Below are 19,354 nucleotides of genomic sequence, written 5' to 3' on the forward strand. Positions count from 1 at the left end.
TCCGATGAGTTACGCCAAGCCCGACGCCCTGGTCTCGACGCAATGGCTGGCGGACCATCTCGATGATCCGACCGTCCGCATCGTCGATGCCAGCTATTACCTGCCGGCCATGAAGAAGAGCGGCCGCACCGAATTCGAGGCTCGGCACATTCCGGGGGCGGTGTTCTTCGACATCGACGATATCTCCGCCGAGGGGATGGACCTGCCCCACATGATGCCCAGCGCGGAGAAATTCGCGGCCAAGGCCCGCCAGCTCGGCATCGGCGACGGCCTGAAGGTGGTCGTCTATGACCAGTTCGGCCTGATGAGCGCGGCCCGCGCCTGGTGGATGCTGCGCGTCTTCGGTCACCAGAATGTCGCCGTGCTGGATGGCGGCCTGCCGAAATGGCTGGCCGAGGGCCGGCCCGTCACGGATGGGGCCAGCCAGGCTGCCGAAAAGCACTTCACCGCCCGCCCGAACGACGCGCTGCTGCGCCGGATCGACCAGATGAAGGCCAATCTGGACAGTAAGGCCGCGCAGATCGTCGATGCCCGTTCCGCCGGGCGCTGGCGCGGCGAGGAACCGGAAGTCTGGCCGGGCCGCAAGGGACGGATTCCGGGCAGCCTGAACGTGCCCTTCACCGACCTTCTGAACCCCGAGGACAAGACGCTGAAATCGGGCGAGGCGCTGCGCGCCCGCTTCACCGAGGCCGGCGTCGATCTCGACAAGCCCATCGTCGCCAGCTGCGGCTCTGGCGTGACGGCCTGCGTGCTGGCGCTGGGATTCTATCTCGTCGGGCGCGACGATGTCGCAGTCTATGACGGCAGCTGGGCCGAATGGGGCAAGCGCGACGATACGCCGGTGGCTGTAGGATGACGCTCTCCATCCGCCCGATGCGGCCGGATGAGGCTGGCGAGGTCGCCGACCTCTGGCGCAAATGCAACCTGACCGTCTCCTACAACGACCCGGAGGCCGATATCGCCCGCGCCCGGGCCTGCCCCGGCAGCGACATCCTGGTCGGCGAGACGGAGGACGGACGCATCGCTGCCACCGTCATGGTTGGCAGCGAAGGCCATCGCGGCTGGATGTACTATGTCGCCGTCGATCCCGATATCCAGGGTGGCGGGCATGGCCGCACCATGGTGAAGGCGGCGGAAGACTGGCTGGAGCGCCATGGCATCTGCAAGGTGATGCTGCTGGTCCGCCCGACCAACACGAAGGTGAAGGTGTTCTATGAGCGGCTGGGCTATGCCGAGGAAGACCGCAGCCTGCTGACCCGCTGGTTGCGCGGCGGGCCGGCAACGGACACCGACCCTGCCGAGCTATGGACGATAGAGACCACTGTCACCTATCTGGAGATGTCCCGGCAGCCGACGCGCCCGACAGTGCCGGCGCCGTCCGGACTGCGGCTCGGCCTGCAGCGGGCGGAGAACCCGACCGTCTCCTTCTACCGCTATCTCTACAACAGCATCGGCGCGCCCTGGGCCTGGGTGAACCAGCGCCTGAAGACCGATGAGGAGATTGCCGCCACCATCCAGGACGCGAAGGTCGAGCTCTATGTGCTGACGGTGGGTGGGGTGCCGGCCGGCATGGTGCAGCTCGACCGCCGCGAGGCCGATGTCGTGGACCTCGCCTATTTCGGCCTGATGCCGGAATTCATCGGGTCAGGACTGGGTGGCTACCTGCTGAACTGGGGCATCGATCAGGCCTGGAGCAGTTCGCCCGGGAAGGTTACCGTAAACACCTGCGACCTCGATCACCCGCGCGCCCTGCCGCTCTACCAGAAGATGGGCTTCCAGCCGGTGCGGCGCGAGGTCTGCCGGTTGCCGCATCCGCACCTCTTCGGGCTGGAGGTGCCAGCACACCGGCGCTGACCCGAACCGCAAAAGCAAAAGCCGGCGATGGGCACCCACCGCCGGCTTTTTTTATGCGTGAAACCTGGGATCAGTGATCCAGGATCTGGCTCAGGAACAGCTTGGTGCGGTCGGACTTCGGGTTGGTGAAGAATTCCGACGGCACGTTCTGCTCCACGATCTCGCCCTGGTCCATGAAGATGATGCGGTCGGCCACCTTGTTGGCGAAGCCCATCTCATGCGTGACCACCAGCATGGTCATGCCGGTCTCGGCCAGGCCGACCATCACATCCAGCACTTCCTTGATCATCTCCGGGTCGAGGGCCGAGGTCGGCTCGTCGAACAGCATGATCGACGGGTTCATGCACAGCGAGCGGGCAATCGCCACGCGCTGCTGCTGGCCGCCCGACAGCTGTCCCGGATATTTGTCCGCCTGCTCGGGAATCTTCACCCGGGTCAGGTATTGCATGGCGATTTCCTCGGCATCGCGCTTGGGTGTCTTCTTCACCCAGATCGGGGCCAGGGTGCAGTTCTCAAGCACGGTAAGATGCGGAAACAGGTTGAAGCTCTGGAACACCATGCCGACATCGCCGCGGATCGCGTCGATGTTCTTCAAATTGCTGTCCAGCGTCACGCCATTGACCAGGATGTCACCCTTCTGGTGTTCCTCCAGGCGGTTGATGCAGCGGATCAGGGTGGACTTGCCCGACCCTGACGGCCCGCAGATGACGATGCGTTCGCCCTTATAGACCGAGAGGTTGATGTCCTTCAGGACGTGGAACTCGCCATACCATTTGTTCACATTGGCGAGTTCGATCACGACCTCGTTCTGGATCTGCGACTTGATGTGGGATTCGCTGACCGCTTCGACGCTCATGGATGAGACTCCTAATTTCTAGCGCCGCGCCTGACCGGCGCCGAGGGTACGTTCCAGGCGCTGGCTGTATCGCGACATCGCATAGCAGAAGATGAAGAAGACGAAGGCCCCGAATACGAAGGGTTCGGTGTGCAGCCCGTTCCATCGCGGGTTCTGGCTCACCGCCTTCAGCATCAGCAGCAGGTCGTAGAGGCCGATGATGGAGACCAGCGTGGTGTCCTTGAACAGGCCGATGAAATTGCTGACGATATTGGGAATCATCAGCTTCAGCGCCTGCGGCATCACCACCAGCCCCATCATCTTCCAGTAGCTGAGGCCCATCGACTGGGCCGCCTCATACTGGCCGCGGGGAATTGCCTGCAACCCGCCGCGCACGATTTCCGCCATATAGGCGGCCGCGAACAGGCAGACCGCGATGATCACCTGGATCAGCTTGTTCAGCACCATCGTCTCGGGCAGGAACAGCGGCATCATGGTGACCGCCATGAACAGGATGGTGATCAGCGGCACCGACCGGAACAGTTCGATAAAGACGATCGACGCCGTGCGGATGACCGGCATCTTCGAGCGCCGCCCCAGCGCCAGCACCACACCCGCCGGCAGCGCCGTGGTGATGGCAATGCCGGAGATCACCAGCGTCAGGAACAGGCCACCCCAGTTGTTGGTCGGGATATCCCGCAGTTCCCAGGGCATCTGGATCGCAAACACGATGACCAGCGCGACCAGGAAGGCCCCGACCAGGATATTGCGCTGTACCCTGGGATCGGTATCGTCGCCCTTCCCCGCCAGACTCAGGATTGTCGCTGGCAGCGACCGGCCGGTGAGCAGGCAGCAGGCGACATGCAGCCAGATCGACAGGAAGGTGACGATGGCCGCCGACAGCATGAACTGCACGAAGAGGCCCTTGTCCCCGCCGGCGAACATATAGCCGGCGAAGAACGGGAAGATCAGGACGGCCGACAGGCCGATGCCGATCTTGCCGGTGACGCGCGGAATCCAGCAGGGCGCCATCCAGACCGCCAGCATGACGAAGCTGAAATTCACGCGCCATTGCTCGGCATAGGGATAACGGCCGTAGATGAAGGCGTTGAACCAGTGGAACACACCGGCCCAGCACGCCCCTTCCGGGCTGGTATCAAGGCACTGGCGGCGGCTGTCGGCCACGAACACGGCCTTGGCGATCCCCCAGTCATAGAGGTGATAGAGGGTAAAGAAGATCAGCCACAGCGCCACCGCCGTCAGCAGCGTGTTGTACCAGGTGCTGAACAGGTTGCGGCGCAGCCAGCCCACCGGCCCCACCGTATTGGGCGGCGGCGGCAGGCTGGGTTTCGGACGGAACGTCACTTCGGTGGCATCGGTGTTCGCCATCGCTCAACGCTCCTTCAGCTGCACAGACTTGTTATAGACGTTCAGCGCCGCCGAAATGGTCAGGCTGACCGTCATGTAGAACAGCATGACCATCGCCACGATCTCGATGGCATAGCCCGACTGGTTCAGCGAGGTCTGCATGAAGACCGACACCAGATCGGGGAAGCCGATGGCGACAGCCAGCGAGGAATTCTTCACCACATTCATCCACACGCTGATGAGCGGCGGAACGATGGCGCGCATGGCCTGCGGGATCACGATCAGCCGGACCGTCAGGCCGGGCCGCAATCCAAGCGAATAGGAGGCTTCGGTCTGCCCGTGGCTGACCGACTGGATGCCGGCGCGCACATTTTCCGCGATGAAGGCGGAATGATAGACCACGAGCGCGATCAGCAGCGAGCAGAAGGCCGGCGGAACGCTTGTACCCCCCGTGAAATTGAAGCCCTGCAGCACCGGATAATCGAAGCTGAGCGGCGCCCCGGTGACAATGAACACAAGCAGCGGCAGCACGATAATCATGCCCAGTGACGGCCACAGCACCGGAATACGCTGCCCGGTGGAGGCCTGCTTGCGGTTGGAATGGTGCGCCAGCGCAATGGTGGCGACGATAGCACCCAGCAGCGCCAGGACCGTGACCCAGAACAGGTCGCCCGGCAGCGGCGAGGGCATGTAGAAACCGCGGTTGTTCAGCTCGAACACCCCGAAGATGTTCAGGCTGTCGCGGGGCCTGGGAAGGATCGAGAAAACCGCGAGATACCAGAACAGGATCTGCAGCAGCAGCGGCGTGTTGCGCAGGATTTCAACGTACCAGGCCGCCAGCTTGGCGATCAGCCAGTTGCTGGAAAGCCTGAGAATGCCGACCACGAAGCCCAGTATCGTCGTAAAGAAGATCGCGACGACCGAGACGATCAGCGTATTCGTGATGCCGACGAGATAGACCCGCCCGTAGGTATCCGACGGTTCATAGGGAATGATGTGCCAGGCAATCGCGAACCCGGCGGTATTGCCGAGGAAGTCGAAGCCCGAACTCATGCCCCGTGTCGCGAGATTGTGCGAGGTGGTGGTGAAGAGGAACCACGCACACCACACGATCAGCGCGAAAGCAACGATCTGATAGAAGACGGAGCGGTACCGTTCGTCATTCACCATCAAGGCAAACGACGTCTCCCGCGCCGGCGAGCCTTTTTCCAGCATCGCCATCCCAGTACTCCGCAAAAATGAACGGTCTTACGAAGAACGCCCGGCCGGGAAATCCCAGGCCGGGCGCTTGTTCGTAACGCTTACCGGAACGGCGGGGCGTACATCAGGCCGCCCTCAGTCCACAGCGCATTCTGCGACCCGGCACGCGGGATGCCAATGGCACCCGGGCCTTCGCCCATGTACTTCTCGTACACTTCGCCGTAATTGCCGACATGCTTGATGATGTTGTAGGCCCAGTCCTGGCTGAGACCGAGGCCCTTGCCAAGCTCACCCTCGACGCCCAGGAAGCGCGCGACTTCCGGGTTCGGCGGGCTGGCCTTCATCTGATCGACATTCTTCGAGTTCACGCCGTATTCCTCGGCGGCGATCAGCGCGAAGACCGACCAGCGGACGATCTGGAACCACTGGTCATCACCATTACGCACGGCCGGGCCAAGCGGTTCCTTGGAGATGGTCTCCGGCAGAATCACGTGGTCGTTCTGGTTCGCGAACTTGGCACGCGAGGAGGCCAGACCGGACTTGTCGTTGGTGATCGCATCGCAACCACCCTGGGAGTAGGTCTGGTCACGCACGTTGTTGTCCTCGAACACGATCGGCTTGAGGTCCAGGCCGAGCGTCCGGCTGTAGTCCGTCAGGTTCAGCTCCGTCGTGGTGCCGGTCAGCACGCACACGGTGGCGCCCTTCAGCTCCTTCGCGCTCTTCAGCCCGAGCGACTTCGGAACCATGAAGCCCTGACCGTCATAGAAGTTGATGCCCGCGAACTTCAGGCCCAGCTGCGTGTCGCGGAAAATCGTCCAGGTCGCGGTGCGCGACAGCATGTCCGACTCGCCATTGGCCAGCGCGGTGAAACGCACGGCGCTGGTCACCGACTGGAATTCGACCTTGCTGGGGTCGCCGAAGATTGCGGTCGCCACGGCGCGGCAGATCGACACGTCGCTGCCGGACCAGTTGCCGTTCTGATCGAGCACATAGAAGCCCGGAGACGGAATACCGACCTGACAACGCAGATGACCGCGCTGCTTGACCTGTTCGAGAGTGCTCTGGGCCGCCGCGGTACCGGCCGTGACGGCGAAACCCGCCAGAAGACCGAGTCCGAGACCCAAAAGGCTCAGCTTTTTCATCCTGAAACCACCCCTGTTAATTATGGTTTGTCGTACAGCCCGCAAAGGCCGGTCTGGTATGCGTAGCAAACAGCGCGCCAAACCGATCTCCCCGGTATCGAACAACTTTTTGGCTCTTGTTTCGGCCTTGTTGCCCAAATTCCGGTCAACTGCCGAAGTTCTAGGCCCTCGTTATTCGATGGCTGGTATTCCACCACGCGATGGCAAGTTTTGGCAAGCATTCGACGCAAATGGGCAAACTCACTGCCCAAAGCCCCCTGCGAACGGCATCCGGAGCAGCCGGCTGAACAGCCGTGACACAGGCATCCGGCGGCGGGGCCAGTAGCGGGGGTTGACACCGCTTTGCAGCCGTTCCTAGCTATCGCCCTAGCTGACGGTCGGATATCAACGATCCGTTTTCTCACGATCTTCGCGCAGGCCATGGGAGCCGACAAAAATGAAAAAGACGATGACCAAGGACACCATGCTGGCCCATCTGGGGCGGAAGGTCGCGACCGAGAACCGGATCATCAACACACCGGTCTTTCACGCCTCGACGATCACCCACAAGACCCTGGAGTCCTGGGAGAATCGCAACCGCGATCTCTATAAGGACATGGCCTATGGGCGCTATGGCACGCCGACCAGCTTCGCCCTGCAGGAGGCGATGGCGGAGATCGAGGGCGGCGACCGCGCCCTGCTCTACCCGTCCGGCATGGCGGCGATTGCCGCGTCAATCCTGGCCTTCGTGAATGCCGGCGACCACATCCTGGTCTGCGACGTGGTCTATGCCCCGACCCGCAAATATTGCGATGGCGTGCTGACCAAGCTGGGCGTGGAGACGACCTATTTCGCGCCTGGCATCGGTGCCGGTATCGCGGAACTGATCCGCCCGAACACCAAGCTGGTCTATGTCGAATCGCCGGGCACCCACACTTTCGAGATCCAGGACATCCCGGCCATCGCGGAAGCCGCCCACAAGGCCGGCTGCGTGGTGCTGCACGACAATACCTGGGCCACACCGCTCTATTTCGACAGTTTCAACAAGGGCGTGGACGTCTCGATCCATGCCGCCACGAAGTATGTCGTCGGCCATTCCGACGCCATGCTGGGCATCGTGGTCACCAAGAACGAGCATTTCGCACCGCTGTCCGCAGTGACCAGCGCGATGGGCTATTGCGTGGCGCCGGACGATGCCTATCTGGGGCTGCGCGGCCTGCGCACCATGTCGGTGCGGCTGAAGCAGCACCACAAGAACGGGCTGGCGGTCGCTGAATGGCTGGAAAAGCGCCCGGAAGTGTCCCGCGTGCTGCACCCTGCCCTGCCCGGCAATCCGCATCATGCGCTGTGGAAGCGCGACTTCACCGGTGCCTCCGGCCTGTTCGGCGTGGTGCTGAAGGATGTGCCGAAGCCGGCGCTGGCGGCGATGATCGAGGGTCTGGAGCTGTTCTCCATCGGTGCCAGCTGGGGCGGTTACGAGAGCCTTGTGACCACCTGCTATCCGCCGCGCACCGTGGAGGCGTGGAACCCGGAAGGCCCGCTGCTGCGCCTGCATATCGGCCTAGAGGACCCCGCCGATATCATCGCCGACCTTGAGGCCGGCTTCGAGCGCATGAACAAGCTTAAGGCAGCCGCATGAGTGACGCGCTGTTCGACGCCATAAAATTCGACGCGAATGGGCTGGTCCCGGCCATCGCCCAGCAGCACGACACGGGCGAGGTGCTGATGATGGCCTGGATGAACCGCGCCGCCATCGAGGAGACGCTGGCCACTGGCCGCGTGTGCTACTGGTCGCGCTCGCGCGGTGGGCTATGGCGCAAGGGCGAAAGTTCCGGCCAAGTGCAGGGGCTGAAGGAGCTGATCGTGGATTGCGATGGCGACACGCTGCTGCTGAAGGTCGATCAGTTGGGCGTCGCCTGCCATACCGGGCGGCGCAGCTGCTTCTATCGCGCCGTGCGCGATGGCGATCTCGTCGAGATCATGCCGGTCGAGGTCGATCCGAAGGCGCTCTATGGCGGCTGCGGCCACAAGCACTGAGCTTAGCCGCAGAAGCCTCAGAACTTCACGAAGCGCGCATCGCCATCGCGTTCGATCTGCCTGACCAGCTCGATCTCCCAGGACAGGTACTCGTTCATCGCTTCCTCGACCCCCTGCTCCCGGTCATAGGGTCGCAGATAAACGTCGTCCGGCTCGCTGGCGAGATGGGTCATGCCCTTCTCGACCGGCAGCCCGTCGGCACGCCAGCGGTCCGTCCCCCCAGCCAGCACCGAGACTTTGGACTCCGTCAGCGCCGCGAGGTCATAGGCGGCCAGCTTGGCCAGCCGGCCATCCTCCGAGGTCACCACATAATGCGCGGATTCCGGCATCTTGCGCAGTGCCTCGGCCAGCCGGGCACGGACGGCGAACCAGGCGCCCGGCACATGGCCGTGATCGCGGTAGTACAGGCTGCGTGCCACATCGACCACCACCGCCGATTCCGCCTCGATCAGCATCTGCAGGGATTCGGGCGAGACGCTCTTCATCGGCTCGCGGTCGAAGCCCAGCGCCGGCGGGATAAAATGGCCGGCTTCCAGATGTTCGGAAACCAGCGCATTTTCATAGACATAGACGTCATTCCAGCCCATCTGGATGAGCCAGGAGGCGGTCATGGTGGCGCGCACGCCATGATCGTCAATCAGCACGATCCGGGCATTGCGGGTCGCCACATAGGCATCGGTCGCCTGTACCAGCTGCCCGCCCGGCGCCGGCAACGAGCCGGGAACGCGGCTGACCGCGAATTCGGTCGGGTCGCGCACATCCAGCAGATAGAGCGAACGATCCTCCGCCTCGGCCCGGAAGCGGTCCACACCGGCGCGGTCGATCTTCTTCACGCCGAACCGCTTCGCGACATCGGCGGCATGGCTGCGGGCCGCTTCAAGCCCGCTGTCGGTGAGTTCGCCATAGCGGCGCATCTGGCCATGTTCCAGCGTGTAGCCGGCCAGATGCCAGCCCATCGTGCCGTTGCGCAGCGCCACCACCTTGTTCGGGATGCCGGCATTGATGAGTGACTGCGCGCCGATGATGGACCGCGTGCGCCCGGCGCAGTTCACCACCACCGTCGTGTCCGGTCCGGGCACCAGATCATGCACCCGGAAGGTCAGCTCCGCCCCCGGTACATTGATGCCGCCCGGAATATTCATGCTGGCATATTCGTCAAGCGGCCGGCTGTCGAGGATCACCAGCTTTTCGCCGGATTGCACCATTGCGTTCAGTTCCTCGGCGGAAACCGAGGGGGTGCCATATTCATGTTCGACAAATTCGCCGAACGCCTTGGAGGGAACATAGACGCCGCTGAACAGTTCCAGGCCGGCATGCGCCCAGCCCTCAACTCCATTCTCCAGCACGGAAACATTGCTGTAGCCCCAGCGCGACAGCTTCTCCGCCGCCCGTTCCGACAGACCGTCCCCGCCATCGCACAGAGCGATGCGCGCGCCCTTGCGCGGCACCAGCCGGGGAAGATCAAGCTCCAGCCGGCTCAGCGGTGCGTTGGAGGCCCAGAAAAGATGCCGTTTGCCGTAGCTGCCCTGTTCCCGGACATCGAGAATAGCCAGCTCCCCGCCATCGCGGATCCAGCTCTTCAGGTCCCTGGCTGAAACCGTGCGTGCCATGGTTCCCTCACCGCACGATGGGAACGGAGGGGAAAAGCTGGCAGGTGCCTTTCTCCATGTCGAAATAGACCCGCTCCGTCAGCTGCTCCAGCCCCTTGCCATACATATGCAGGTGCAGGATCGGGGTCTCGGTCAGCACATGGATCGAATGGATATCCTCCGGCATGAAGGCCAGCGATTCGCCGACGCCGACACTCACCTCGCGCTCCACCTCGACGCGCGCGCGGCCAGGCTCGCTGCTATCGTCGATGCGGCGGTAGATCTTGTTGTGCTCCGACCCCTCGATGCCGGCAATCACCGCCCAGGTCGTATGATTGTGCGGCGAGCTTGCCTTGCCCGGCAGGCCGGAATTCAGATAGAGGGCAAACCGGTTATCGTCATCCTCCGACAGGCGGATGAACACGTCATCGCGCAGATCGGCCGCCGGGAAATCGCTGCGCGGGAACAACTCCTTCTTGCGCGCCAGCGATTCAAGCTCTGCCCGCATGGCATCCAGGGAAGCGCGGTTGACCCCCTGCTCCTTTTCGATAGTGCGAATCCGGGCAACGGTTTCCGCCACAGCCTCGGCGCGCTGCGTTGCGGTGCTGCTCATTCTGTCCTCCCTCACGGCTTATGGGCCAAGCCTATGACGGTGCAGGACAAGGGGCAAGAAGGCTGCATGCAGCCCGGCCATGCCGATAATGGCCTAGCTGGCTTCCTCCAGCGCGGACTCGGCCTCCAGCCAGTCGGCCTCGGTCTCGGCAATCCTTTTTTCCAGCTCGCCCTGCACGCGCAGCAGCTCGGCCAGCTTCTCCTTCGGGCCGTCATAGATCGACGGCTTCGCCAGCGCGGCGGTGATGCGCTGGTGTTCGTCATTCAGCCGTTGCAGCAGCTGCTCGGCGGCCTGGGCACGCTTGCGCAGGGGGGCAAGGTTCTTGCGGTGCGCGGCGGCGTTACGCCGGGCCTCTCGCCGCTCCTCGGCAGTCATGTCCGCCTTGGGATCGGTGCCCGCGGCCTCCTCGCGTGCTTCCCGGGCCTGACCGAGGATCAGCTTGCGGTAATCATCCATATCGCCATCGAAGGGCGTCACGCGGCCGTCGGCGACCAGCAGCAGCCGGTCGGCGGTCAGCTCCAGCAGGTGCGGATCATGGCTGATGATGACCACAGCGCCGGCAAACTCGTTCAGCGCCTGGATCAGCGCGTCGCGGGCCTCGACATCGAGATGGTTGGTCGGTTCGTCGAGAATCAGCAGGTTCGGCGATTCGACCGCCATCATCGCCAGCGTCAGGCGCGCGCGCTCGCCGCCGGACAGCGCCGATACGGAGACATCGGCCTTGTTCTTGGAAAAGCCGAAGCTGCCGAGAAACTGGCGCACCTTCTCCGGTCGGGCTTCCGGCATCAGATCCTTGATATGGTCGTAAGGCGTCCTGCCGGCATCCAGATCCTCAATCTGGTGCTGGGCGAAGAAGCCGACACGCAACTTGGCCGACCGGTGCTGGTCGCCCTGCATCGGTTGCAGCCGGCCGGCAATCAGCTTGGCCAGCGTCGATTTACCGTTGCCGTTGGCGCCCAGCAGGCCGATCCGGTCATCCGGGTCGAGTCGGATATCGATGTTCCGCAGGATCGGCTTGCCCGCCTCGTAGCCGACGGCGACCTTGTCGAAGGCAATCAGCGGCGGCGCCAGCTCGTCCGCTTCCGGGAAACGGAACACGACAGAGGCATCGTCGGCGGGCAGCACGATACTGCCCAGCTTTTCGATGGCCTTGATGCGGCTCTGCGCCTGCCGGGCCTTGCTGGCCTTGTAGCGGAAGCGGTCAACGAAGGCCTGCATATGCTTGCGCTGGGCGTCGATCTTGCGCTTCTGCGCATCGAGCTGCGCCAGCTTTTCCGCGCGCTGCCGGACGAAATTGTCGTAGGTGCCGCGATAATAGGTCAGCTTCGCATGTTCCAGATGCAGGATACCGTCCACGGCGCGGTTCAGCAGATCGCGGTCATGGCTGACCAGCAGGATGGTGTGCGGGTAATGCTTCAGATAGCCTTCCAGCCACAGCGTGGCCTCAAGGTCCAGATGGTTGGTCGGCTCGTCCAGCAGCAGCAGTTCGGGGCGGGTGAACAGGGTCGCCGCCAGCGCCACGCGCATCCGCCAGCCGCCGGAGAAATCGTCCAGCGGGGTGTTCTGCGCATCGCTGTCGAAGCCGAGGCCGGCCAGGATGGAGGCGGCCCGGGATTCCGCATTATGCGCGCCGATATCGACCAGCCGGTGCTGGATTTCCGCGATACGTACAGGGTCGGTGGCCGAAAGCTCCTCCCGCCGCAGCGCCGTCAGCTCGGTATCGGCGGCCATCACCGCCTGCAGCGGCGTCGTGCTGCCGCCCGGCGCTTCCTGCGCCACCTTGCCGATGCGCGGCTTGCCGGCGAAACCGATCGACCCGCCATCGACCTGGAGGTCGTTGGTGATCAGCTTCAGCAAGGTGGATTTGCCGGTACCGTTGCGCCCGACCATGCCGACCTTATGGCCGGTAGGCACGGCAACAGTGGCCGCGTCGAACAGGACGCGGCCGGCGATTCGGAAGGTGAGGTTCTGAATTTGCAGCATGGCGCCTGCGAGATAGCACGCCAGCCCCCTGCCGCGAAAGCCTGCCGTGCGGTGCTGGCAATTGACAGCACGCGGAGCCGGCGGCAGGGTGCCGGCCTTTCCCGGAATGCTGGAGTAACGCCGTGTCCGCCGTAACGATTCGCGCCGCCCGTCCCGAGGACGCCGGCACCGTGCTGGAACTGACCCGGGCGCTGGCCCGCTTCATCAAGGCGGAGGACTGGTTCCTGGCCACGCTGGCCGATGTGGAACGCGACTGTTTCGGCGAAGCACCGCGCTACGAGGCGTGGCTGGCCGAGGTGAAGGGCGCCTCCGCCGGCCTGGCCACGCTGTTCCCCACCTACTCCACCTTCAAGGCCAAGCCCTGCCTGTTTGTGGACAGCCTCTATGTGGACGAGACGGCGCGCGGCTATGGAGTCGGCAAGGTGCTGATGCGCCATATCTGCCAGCTGGCGGTCGAGCGCGGCTGCGTGCGCGTCGATCTGAACGTGCTGAACTGGAACCCGGCGCGCAGCTTCTATACCGGCCTCGGCATGCAGGAAACCGGCGAGCTGGGCATGACCATCACCGGCCCTGCCATGCGCAGCCTGGCCGGGCTGGACTGAGACCGAAGCCTCAGCCGGCCGGCGGAATCAGTTCCTCGAAGATCACGGCCCGGCCCCGCCCGTCCTTTTTCGCCTCATAAAGGGCGGTGTCCGCATTGGGAATGAAATGGTCGAGCGGGCGTTCCGGGCCGGTCAGGCAGGCGCCGATGCTGACCGCGACAGGGATCGCCGTGCCGTCGCCGATGCTGACCGGCTTGCCGGTGATCGCCGCCAGGATCTTGTCGGCGACGATGCGCAGCGTCTTGCGGTCGCAATCGGCGGCCAGCAGTACGAATTCGTCACCGCCCCAGCGCCCGCAGACATCGTAGTTCCGGGCCACCCTGGACAGCCGCCGGCCAACCTCGATCAGCACCATGTCGCCGGCCTTGTGGCCATGGCTGTCATTCACCGTCTTCAGATCGTCCAGATCGATGAGCAGCAGGCCCGGCGTTTCGCTGGACCGGGCCGCACGGTTGCGCTCCCGCTCCACCGCCTCCAGAAAGCCGCGGCGGTTATACAGCTCGGTCAGCGTGTCGTGATTGGCCAGCTTCTCCAGCCGGGCCGTGCGCTCCTTCACCAGCGCTTCCAGCAGATGCGTATTGTCACCCACTGCCCTGGCCATGTCGGTCAGCGCGCGCGACAGCCGGCTGATCTCGTCACCGCCGCGCTCATCCGCGGCGGGCTTGTAGTCGCCGGCCTCCACCTGATGCAGCGCCGCCTCCAGGCCGGACAGCCGGTCCAGCACGCTGCGCTTGAACAGCAGCGTCACCAGTGCGGCCGCCAGCACCAGCACCGCCCCCAGCAGCGCCGCAATCGGCATGAACAGCTCGCGCTCGATGATGCGGTCCACATCCATCAGGCTGACATTGTACCAGCCAAGCTGCTCCAGATAGCCGATGCCGGCCAGATAGCGCTTGCCATTGATGGTCACGAAGCGCGAGGCGACGGATTTCCCGCCGCGCGACACCTCCTCCATCATGCGGGCCAGCGCCTCGCCATCCTGCTTGCGGTCCAGCAGCGCGAAGATCGTCTTCTTCGCCTTCAGATCCTTGGTCAGGCTGTGAAAGTCGATCATGCGCGGGTCGCGGTGCGCCTGGATGGCGCCGCTATGGTCGATGAACATGCTGTCCACACCGACCTGCGGGATATTCACCACCTCGCGGATGAAGTCGCTCAGGTCGATGCCGGTGCCGATGATGCCCAGCACCCGGTCGTCCTCGACGACCTTGCAGTTCACCCAGACCTTGGTGACCCGGATATTGTCGTCATGATCGACGTTCAGCTGGCAGCCCCGACTCTCCTCGATGGTCTTGTAGTACCAGCCATCGCGGGGATTGTCCGGCGACAGGCGGTAGCGCAGCTGGTTGCCGGCGAACTCGTTGGCCTGGTTGTTGAAGTAGTAATTGCCGGACTCATGGATCACGAAGAAGTAGCTACCGTCCCGGAAGGCGGCACGGTAATGCTCCAGCTCGGCAATGCCCCGCGCCCGCTTTTCCGCATCGTCCTCATCCAGCGCCCAGTCGTGGATTGCCGGCGCGCGCGCCAGGGTTTCCGCCAGCGAGGCCTCGCGGAACAGCGTCTCCAGCCCACGATACCGGTCGTACAGGACCTGCTTTTCCGCGAACAGCGTGCCCAGCTTGATGATCGTGCGATCGACCATCGAATTGAAGGCCAGGTACGCGCAGGCGCCTATCGCCGCAAACATGACGACGGTCAGAAGGAAAACGCGGACCCGAAGACTGCTCTTGAAGGAACGGGAGAGGATGGCCAGCGGCATGAGGCAAGGTCAGCAATGAAAGCGGACAGGGTAACGGAGAGTAGCCGTTCCTCCGCCGGAGATGTAAGCGGATATTGCTTCTTTGCCGGAACAAATTTCGTCTTGCCAGGGTTGTACCTGTCATATCGGCCTGACGCCCGGCGGTTGCCGACGCACAGGTCAACAGACAGGAACTGTGAACATCCGATCAGGCAGACGAAAGGAAAGAAAAATGACCATGAGCCGAATTGCCGGGATCGTCGCCCTTGCCATCGGCGTGGTGCTGCTGATCTTCGCCCAGCAGGCCACGGAAGCGCCGGTGGAGGAACTCTCCAATACGCTGACCGGCCGCTATACGGACGAAACCATGTGGTATCTGGTGGCCGGCGTCGCGGCCGCCGTGGGCGGTGGCGCGCTGCTGATCTTCGGCCGACGCTAACCCCCGAACACCGGAGGAAATGGCGACCCCGGCAGGGCTCGAACCTGCAACATCCGGCTTAGAAGGCCGGTGCTCTATCCAGTTGAGCTACGGGGCCGTTGATGAACTGGAGATCACCCGGCGGGCCTGGATGCGTCAGTGCGTCCAGGCCTGCATGCGGTTGGTGGCGAAATTGTCGGCATAGGCCTTCGGCTTGATGGTCCGGGCCTTGGGCTCCTCGACGACGAACTGCAGCCCATGCTTCTGGGCGTAGGCGATGGCCTCTTCCTTCGTCGCGAAGCGCAGGCGCACCTGGTTCATCGTATCGCCGGAGGAGACCCAGCCCATCAGCGGCTCTGGCCGGCGCGGCGTCACCGGCGCATAATCCAGAACCCAGCGGTGCGTTCCCGCACGGCCCGACTGCATGGCGGTCTTGCTCGGCTGATAGATGCGCGCCAACATCCTGTTTCCCCTCGACTAGACGTTACCCGGCCAAACTGGAACCTGACCAAACTGGTCGGGGTGGACGGATTCGAACCGCCGACATCCTGCTCCCAAAGCAGGCGCGCTACCAGGCTGCGCTACACCCCGAATGCCCGGAAACTAGGGATTTAAGGCAGGCGGCGCAAGCAGGATGTTGCGCCCCTTCCCTCACGGCGGGCGAGGCGTTAGCTTTGACCAAGCGAACGATTCTCAAGGAACAGCACATGTCCCGCACCACCACCGGAATGACCGAGGATTTGCGCGCCTATCTGATCGCCTCCGGCGTGCGGGAGAGCGCCCTGCTGGCAAAGCTGCGCGAGGAGACCGCCAGCCTGCCCGCCGGCGGGATGCAGATTTCCCCGGAACAGGGGCAGTTCATGCGGCTGCTGGTCGAGCTGACCGGCGCGAAGCGCTGCCTGGAGGTCGGCACCTTCACCGGCTACAGCGCGCTGTGCGTCGCCATGGCCCTGCCCGCTGACGGAAAGCTGGTGTGCTGCGACGTCAGCACGGAATGGACCGGGATCGGCCGGCGCTACTGGAAGGAAGCCGGCCTCGATCACAAGATCGACCTGCGCATCGCACCCGCGACCGAGACGCTGGAGGGGCTGATCGCCAACGGCCAGTCCGGCAGCTTCGACTTCGCCTTCATCGATGCCGACAAGGGCAATTACGACCGCTATTACGAGGCGGCCCTGACCCTGTTGCGCCCCGGCGGGCTGATCGGCGTGGATAATGTGCTGTGGGGCGGCTCCGTCATCAATCCAGCAAAGCAGGATGAGGACACGCTTGCCATCCGCGCGCTGAACGCCAAGATCGCGAAGGATGAGCGCGTCACCCCGGCGATGATCCCCATCGGCGACGGGCTGACGCTGGCCCGGAAGCGGTAAGGCAAGCGCTAAGGCTTACCGGAACGCCGGGTGCACCAGCCGGTCGCCGACGCGGATGCCCAGCCGCTCGGCGGTGCCGGCATTCAGCTCCAGCACCGCGCTGGCGAGGCCCGGCGATTCGATGGTCTGGGTCGAAAACGGCACGGTGCGCTCCTCGATGCCGGTGATTCGCCCCTTCGCGTCGATGAAGAACATATCCAGCGGAATCAGCGTGTTCTTCATCCACATGGCGACACCCTGCGGCCGGTCATAGAGGAACAGCATGCCGGCCTCCGGCGCCATCTGCTGCCGGAACATCAGCCCCTGCGCCTGCTGGGCGGGCGTCACCGCCATCTCGACATCGAACCGGTGCTGCTGACCCTGCGCCGTCTCGATGATGAGGCCGCTGCGCTCGAAACTGGCCGCCCCCTGCGCGACGGCATCGCCGGTCCACAAGGCCATCACCAGCAGCAGAACCGGCATCGGTAAGAAGAATTTCCGCATGTCTTGGCCTTAATCCTCAAGAATGGCCCGGGCCGCCGCCCGGATTTCCGGCCGCACCGGGCCGGGGCGGGCCGCGTCCGCCAGAGTGGTGAACCAGTGCTCCGGCGGGGTCCGGCCCCGGCTGTGGTTCCAGACGATCTCCCGCAGCAGCGATTGCGCCGGCATCGGCAGCGGCTCGTCAAGAGGCTGTCCATTGAGGGGCTGGCTGTTCAGCACGCCCCAGATGCCGGCCCAGCAGCGCGCTACCGCCCAGGGGTTATAGCCGCCGCCGCCCAGCACCAACGTGCGGGGCGCCTGCCGATGCAGCGTCGCCACGGCGTTCCATATCGCGCGGTTGGACAGCGACAGCCGGCTTTGCGGATCATCCTCCAGCCCGTCGCATCCGCATTGCAGCACAAGGGCTTGCGGGCGGAACCTGTCAGCCAGCGGCAGCAGCGCCTCCGCCACCAGGAAGGCCATCTCCGTATCGTTGAAGCCCGCCGGCACCGGGATATTGCGCGCCATGCCGCCAGCCCGGTCCGCCAGCGCGCCGGTGCGCGGCCAGCGGTCCTGCTCATGGATCGACACTGTCAGCACCCGCTCCTCGTCATGGAAGGCGTCCTGCACGCCATCGCCATGATGGGCGTCGAGATCGATATAGAGCACGCGCTCAAGCCCCTGATCCAGAAAGGCCAGAATCGCGAGCACCGCATCGTTGAAATAGCAGAAGCCGCTGGCCCGGTCCGGCCGGCCATGATGCGTGCCGCCCGCCGGATTGTGTACCACCCCGCCTTCCTTCAGCAGGCCGGCCGCCAGGATGGAGGCAGCGCAGGAGGTGGCGGGCCGGCGGAAAATCTCGGCGAAGACCGGGTTGCCGTTGCGCCCGATATTGTAACGTTCCTGATCCTCCGGTGGGACATGGCGCGTCTCTTCCGCCCGCATCAGCGCCTCGACATAGTCCGGCGCGTGGAAGCGGGTCAGCTGCTCGCGTGTTGCCGGCTCGACGGCGCGGTAGCGGGCCTCATCGAACCAGCCCAACGCCCGGATCAGGTCGAGCACCAGCGAGACGCGCGGAATCGAGAGCGGATGCTTCCGCCCGTAGATCGAGTGCCGGTAGATGTCGCTGCCCAGAAGGATCGGCTTTTCAAGCATGATGCTTCAGGTACGTCGGCGGCCTCGTCCGGTCAATCGTGGCATGTATAGATCGCCCCTTGCATGACACAACGCCTGTGCCATAGTTCGCGCCGACCTCGGGGGAGCCATCAGGCTGAGAGGTCGCCTCCCGCGCGGGGATGCGACGACCCCAAGAACCTGATCCCGCTAGCACGGGCGTAGGGAAGAGGACATGCACGGGACTTTCATCTTCCGCCATGCGCGCACCCTGGGCCGGGCCCTGTTCCGCCCCGTCGTGACGCTGGCCGGCCTGCTGCTGGCCTGGCAGGCGCTGGTGTCGCTGACCGGCATCGAATCCTTCCTGCTGCCTGGCCCCGCCGATGTCTATGCCGCCCTGCTGCAGCGCGGCAACATCATCCTGCCGCATGCCGGCGTGACGCTGACGGAAATAATCGTCGGGCTGCTGCTCGGCGTCTCGCTGGGCATCTCCACGGCGCTGGTCATGGCGCTGTCTGGCGAGGTCCGGCGCTGGCTGATGCCGGTGCTGGTGGTCAGCCAGGCTATCCCGGTCTTTGCGCTGGCGCCGATCCTGGTGCTGTGGCTGGGCTATGGCCTCGCTTCCAAGGTGGCGATGGCCGCCCTCATCATCTTCTTTCCGGTGACCGCCGCCTTCCATGACGGGTTGCGCCGCACCGACCGGGCCTGGATCGACAGCGCCCGCACGCTGGGCTGCCGGGGCTGGCGGCTGATCTGGCGGGTGCGGGTTCCGGCCGCCCTGCCCGGCCTCGCCGCCGGGCTGCGCATCGCTGCTGCCGTTGCCCCCATCGGCGCGGTGGTCGGCGAATGGGTGGGGTCCAGCGCCGGCCTTGGCTATCTGATGCTGCACGCCAATGCGCGGCTGCAGATCGACCTGATGTTCGCAGCATTGCTGGTGCTCGCGGCGATGGCCATCACCCTCTATTTCACGATCGACCTGGCCAGCCGGCGTATCCTGCACTGGCAGCCCGAGACCGATCATTCGGACCTTCGATAAACCTTCACGGGAACGAAAAGA

Annotated in this window: 19 protein-coding genes, 2 tRNA genes and 1 riboswitch; of the genes, 8 read left to right on the plus strand and 13 right to left on the minus strand. The window is 64.3% G+C overall.

Annotated features, from left to right (window positions below; translation table 11 throughout):
* Positions 1–4: 4 nt before the first annotated feature.
* Both sseA and P24_RS19625 read left to right on the plus strand, forming a co-directional pair.
* The gene (gene sseA, locus P24_RS04630; RefSeq protein ID WP_008943539.1) at positions 5–856 is read left to right on the plus strand and encodes a 3-mercaptopyruvate sulfurtransferase; all 852 of its coding nucleotides are present in this window, start codon (positions 5–7) and stop codon (positions 854–856) included.
* The gene (locus P24_RS19625; protein WP_008943540.1) at positions 853–1,854 is read left to right on the plus strand and encodes a GNAT family acetyltransferase; all 1,002 of its coding nucleotides are present in this window, start codon (positions 853–855) and stop codon (positions 1,852–1,854) included. The genes sseA and P24_RS19625 overlap by 4 nt, the downstream gene beginning before the upstream one ends.
* 70 nt (positions 1,855–1,924) lie before the next feature.
* On the opposite strand, the gene P24_RS04645 is transcribed toward P24_RS19625, so the two are convergent.
* The 4 genes from P24_RS04645 to P24_RS04660 form a co-directional block, all read right to left on the minus strand.
* Entirely contained in the window at positions 1,925–2,710 is a 786-nt protein-coding gene (locus P24_RS04645; RefSeq protein ID WP_040706598.1) for an amino acid ABC transporter ATP-binding protein, read from the minus strand.
* 18 nt (positions 2,711–2,728) lie between these two features.
* Entirely contained in the window at positions 2,729–4,078 is a 1,350-nt protein-coding gene (locus P24_RS04650; protein WP_008943542.1) for an amino acid ABC transporter permease, read from the minus strand.
* 3 nt (positions 4,079–4,081) lie between these two features.
* On the minus strand, positions 4,082–5,278 hold the full coding sequence (locus tag P24_RS04655; protein ID WP_008943543.1) for an amino acid ABC transporter permease: 1,197 nt from the start codon (positions 5,276–5,278) through the stop codon (positions 4,082–4,084).
* An 80-nt stretch (positions 5,279–5,358) separates the two neighbouring features.
* The gene (locus tag P24_RS04660; protein WP_008943544.1) at positions 5,359–6,399 is read right to left on the minus strand and encodes an amino acid ABC transporter substrate-binding protein; all 1,041 of its coding nucleotides are present in this window, start codon (positions 6,397–6,399) and stop codon (positions 5,359–5,361) included.
* A 436-nt stretch (positions 6,400–6,835) separates the two neighbouring features.
* Between P24_RS04660 and metC the strand changes: the two genes are divergently transcribed.
* Both metC and hisI read left to right on the plus strand, forming a co-directional pair.
* Positions 6,836–8,017 (plus strand): cystathionine beta-lyase, encoded by a 1,182-nt coding sequence (gene metC, locus P24_RS04665; RefSeq protein ID WP_008943545.1) that lies wholly within the window; start codon positions 6,836–6,838, stop codon positions 8,015–8,017.
* Positions 8,014–8,415: a phosphoribosyl-AMP cyclohydrolase gene (hisI, locus tag P24_RS04670; protein WP_008943546.1), complete on the plus strand. Its 402-nt coding sequence runs from the start codon at positions 8,014–8,016 to the stop codon at positions 8,413–8,415. Before metC ends, hisI begins: the two co-directional genes overlap by 4 nt.
* 17 nt (positions 8,416–8,432) lie before the next feature.
* Here the strand turns inward: hisI and P24_RS04675 are convergent, their stop codons facing one another.
* The 3 genes from P24_RS04675 to P24_RS04685 all read right to left on the minus strand — a co-directional run bounded on the left by P24_RS04675 (position 8,433) and on the right by P24_RS04685 (position 12,600).
* Positions 8,433–10,025 (minus strand): rhodanese-like domain-containing protein, encoded by a 1,593-nt coding sequence (locus tag P24_RS04675; protein ID WP_008943547.1) that lies wholly within the window; start codon positions 10,023–10,025, stop codon positions 8,433–8,435.
* A gap of 7 nt (positions 10,026–10,032) precedes the next feature.
* Positions 10,033–10,617, minus strand: a complete 585-nt coding sequence (locus P24_RS04680) for a cysteine dioxygenase family protein (protein WP_008943548.1) — start codon at positions 10,615–10,617, stop codon at positions 10,033–10,035.
* A 93-nt stretch (positions 10,618–10,710) separates the two neighbouring features.
* On the minus strand, positions 10,711–12,600 hold the full coding sequence (locus tag P24_RS04685; RefSeq protein ID WP_008943549.1) for an ABC-F family ATP-binding cassette domain-containing protein: 1,890 nt from the start codon (positions 12,598–12,600) through the stop codon (positions 10,711–10,713).
* Positions 12,601–12,722: 122 nt separating this feature from the next.
* Here P24_RS04685 and P24_RS04690 point away from each other — a divergent pair, with 122 nt between their 5' ends.
* Positions 12,723–13,202 (plus strand): GNAT family N-acetyltransferase, encoded by a 480-nt coding sequence (locus tag P24_RS04690; RefSeq protein WP_008943550.1) that lies wholly within the window; start codon positions 12,723–12,725, stop codon positions 13,200–13,202.
* 10 nt (positions 13,203–13,212) lie between these two features.
* On the opposite strand, the gene P24_RS04695 is transcribed toward P24_RS04690, so the two are convergent.
* Entirely contained in the window at positions 13,213–14,841 is a 1,629-nt protein-coding gene (locus P24_RS04695; protein WP_202802358.1) for a sensor domain-containing diguanylate cyclase, read from the minus strand.
* Between the two features lie 328 nt (positions 14,842–15,169).
* Here P24_RS04695 and P24_RS04700 point away from each other — a divergent pair, with 328 nt between their 5' ends.
* Positions 15,170–15,376 (plus strand): DUF3185 family protein, encoded by a 207-nt coding sequence (locus P24_RS04700; protein ID WP_008943552.1) that lies wholly within the window; start codon positions 15,170–15,172, stop codon positions 15,374–15,376.
* Between the two features lie 20 nt (positions 15,377–15,396).
* On the opposite strand, the gene P24_RS04705 is transcribed toward P24_RS04700, so the two are convergent.
* The 3 genes from P24_RS04705 to P24_RS04715 all read right to left on the minus strand — a co-directional run bounded on the left by P24_RS04705 (position 15,397) and on the right by P24_RS04715 (position 15,946).
* Positions 15,397–15,473 (minus strand) — tRNA-Arg (locus P24_RS04705).
* 38 nt (positions 15,474–15,511) lie between these two features.
* On the minus strand, positions 15,512–15,817 hold the full coding sequence (locus P24_RS04710; protein WP_008943553.1) for an ETC complex I subunit: 306 nt from the start codon (positions 15,815–15,817) through the stop codon (positions 15,512–15,514).
* A 52-nt stretch (positions 15,818–15,869) separates the two neighbouring features.
* Positions 15,870–15,946, minus strand: a tRNA-Pro gene (locus P24_RS04715).
* 116 nt (positions 15,947–16,062) lie between these two features.
* On the opposite strand from P24_RS04715, the gene P24_RS04720 reads away from it, so the two are divergent.
* A complete protein-coding gene (locus tag P24_RS04720; RefSeq protein WP_008943554.1) occupies positions 16,063–16,725 on the plus strand; it encodes a class I SAM-dependent methyltransferase in 663 nt (220 codons plus the stop codon).
* Between the two features lie 15 nt (positions 16,726–16,740).
* On the opposite strand, the gene P24_RS04725 is transcribed toward P24_RS04720, so the two are convergent.
* Together P24_RS04725 and P24_RS04730 are read right to left on the minus strand one after the other, a co-directional pair.
* Complete coding sequence (locus P24_RS04725) at positions 16,741–17,187, minus strand: DUF192 domain-containing protein (protein WP_202802359.1); 447 nt, start codon at positions 17,185–17,187, stop codon at positions 16,741–16,743.
* Positions 17,188–17,217: 30 nt separating this feature from the next.
* Positions 17,218–18,339 carry an acetoin utilization protein AcuC gene (locus tag P24_RS04730; protein WP_008943556.1) on the minus strand — a complete coding sequence of 374 codons (1,122 nt, stop codon included), beginning with the start codon at positions 18,337–18,339 and terminating at the stop codon, positions 17,218–17,220.
* A gap of 90 nt (positions 18,340–18,429) precedes the next feature.
* Positions 18,430–18,543: riboswitch (TPP riboswitch) on the plus strand.
* Here P24_RS04730 and P24_RS04735 point away from each other — a divergent pair.
* A complete protein-coding gene (locus P24_RS04735) occupies positions 18,533–19,333 on the plus strand; it encodes an ABC transporter permease (protein ID WP_008943557.1) in 801 nt (266 codons plus the stop codon). It overlaps the preceding riboswitch by 11 nt.
* Positions 19,334–19,354 lie beyond the last annotated feature (21 nt).

The organism is Oceanibaculum indicum P24, assembly GCF_000299935.1.
In the GTDB taxonomy this organism is placed as follows: Bacteria; Pseudomonadota; Alphaproteobacteria; order Oceanibaculales; family Oceanibaculaceae; genus Oceanibaculum; species Oceanibaculum indicum.

Excerpts from the sequence above, each read along its gene's own strand:
- P24_RS04730 (WP_008943556.1), bottom strand. The coding sequence starts at position 18,339 with ATGCTTGAAAAGCCGATCCTTCTGGGCAGCGACATCTACCGGCACTCG.
- P24_RS04735 (WP_008943557.1), top strand. The coding sequence starts at position 18,533 with ATGCACGGGACTTTCATCTTCCGCCATGCGCGCACCCTGGGCCGGGCC.
- P24_RS04675 (WP_008943547.1), bottom strand. The coding sequence starts at position 10,025 with ATGGCACGCACGGTTTCAGCCAGGGACCTGAAGAGCTGGATCCGCGAT.
- sseA (WP_008943539.1), top strand. The coding sequence starts at position 5 with ATGAGTTACGCCAAGCCCGACGCCCTGGTCTCGACGCAATGGCTGGCG.
- P24_RS19625 (WP_008943540.1), top strand. The coding sequence starts at position 853 with ATGACGCTCTCCATCCGCCCGATGCGGCCGGATGAGGCTGGCGAGGTC.
- P24_RS04650 (WP_008943542.1), bottom strand. The coding sequence starts at position 4,078 with ATGGCGAACACCGATGCCACCGAAGTGACGTTCCGTCCGAAACCCAGC.
- P24_RS04655 (WP_008943543.1), bottom strand. The coding sequence starts at position 5,278 with ATGGCGATGCTGGAAAAAGGCTCGCCGGCGCGGGAGACGTCGTTTGCC.
- P24_RS04710 (WP_008943553.1), bottom strand. The coding sequence starts at position 15,817 with ATGTTGGCGCGCATCTATCAGCCGAGCAAGACCGCCATGCAGTCGGGC.
- P24_RS04645 (WP_040706598.1), bottom strand. The coding sequence starts at position 2,710 with ATGAGCGTCGAAGCGGTCAGCGAATCCCACATCAAGTCGCAGATCCAG.
- P24_RS04660 (WP_008943544.1), bottom strand. The coding sequence starts at position 6,399 with ATGAAAAAGCTGAGCCTTTTGGGTCTCGGACTCGGTCTTCTGGCGGGT.
- metC (WP_008943545.1), top strand. The coding sequence starts at position 6,836 with ATGAAAAAGACGATGACCAAGGACACCATGCTGGCCCATCTGGGGCGG.
- P24_RS04700 (WP_008943552.1), top strand. The coding sequence starts at position 15,170 with ATGACCATGAGCCGAATTGCCGGGATCGTCGCCCTTGCCATCGGCGTG.
- P24_RS04720 (WP_008943554.1), top strand. The coding sequence starts at position 16,063 with ATGTCCCGCACCACCACCGGAATGACCGAGGATTTGCGCGCCTATCTG.
- P24_RS04685 (WP_008943549.1), bottom strand. The coding sequence starts at position 12,600 with ATGCTGCAAATTCAGAACCTCACCTTCCGAATCGCCGGCCGCGTCCTG.
- P24_RS04725 (WP_202802359.1), bottom strand. The coding sequence starts at position 17,187 with ATGCCGGTTCTGCTGCTGGTGATGGCCTTGTGGACCGGCGATGCCGTC.
- hisI (WP_008943546.1), top strand. The coding sequence starts at position 8,014 with ATGAGTGACGCGCTGTTCGACGCCATAAAATTCGACGCGAATGGGCTG.
- P24_RS04680 (WP_008943548.1), bottom strand. The coding sequence starts at position 10,617 with ATGAGCAGCACCGCAACGCAGCGCGCCGAGGCTGTGGCGGAAACCGTT.
- P24_RS04695 (WP_202802358.1), bottom strand. The coding sequence starts at position 14,841 with ATGGTCGATCGCACGATCATCAAGCTGGGCACGCTGTTCGCGGAAAAG.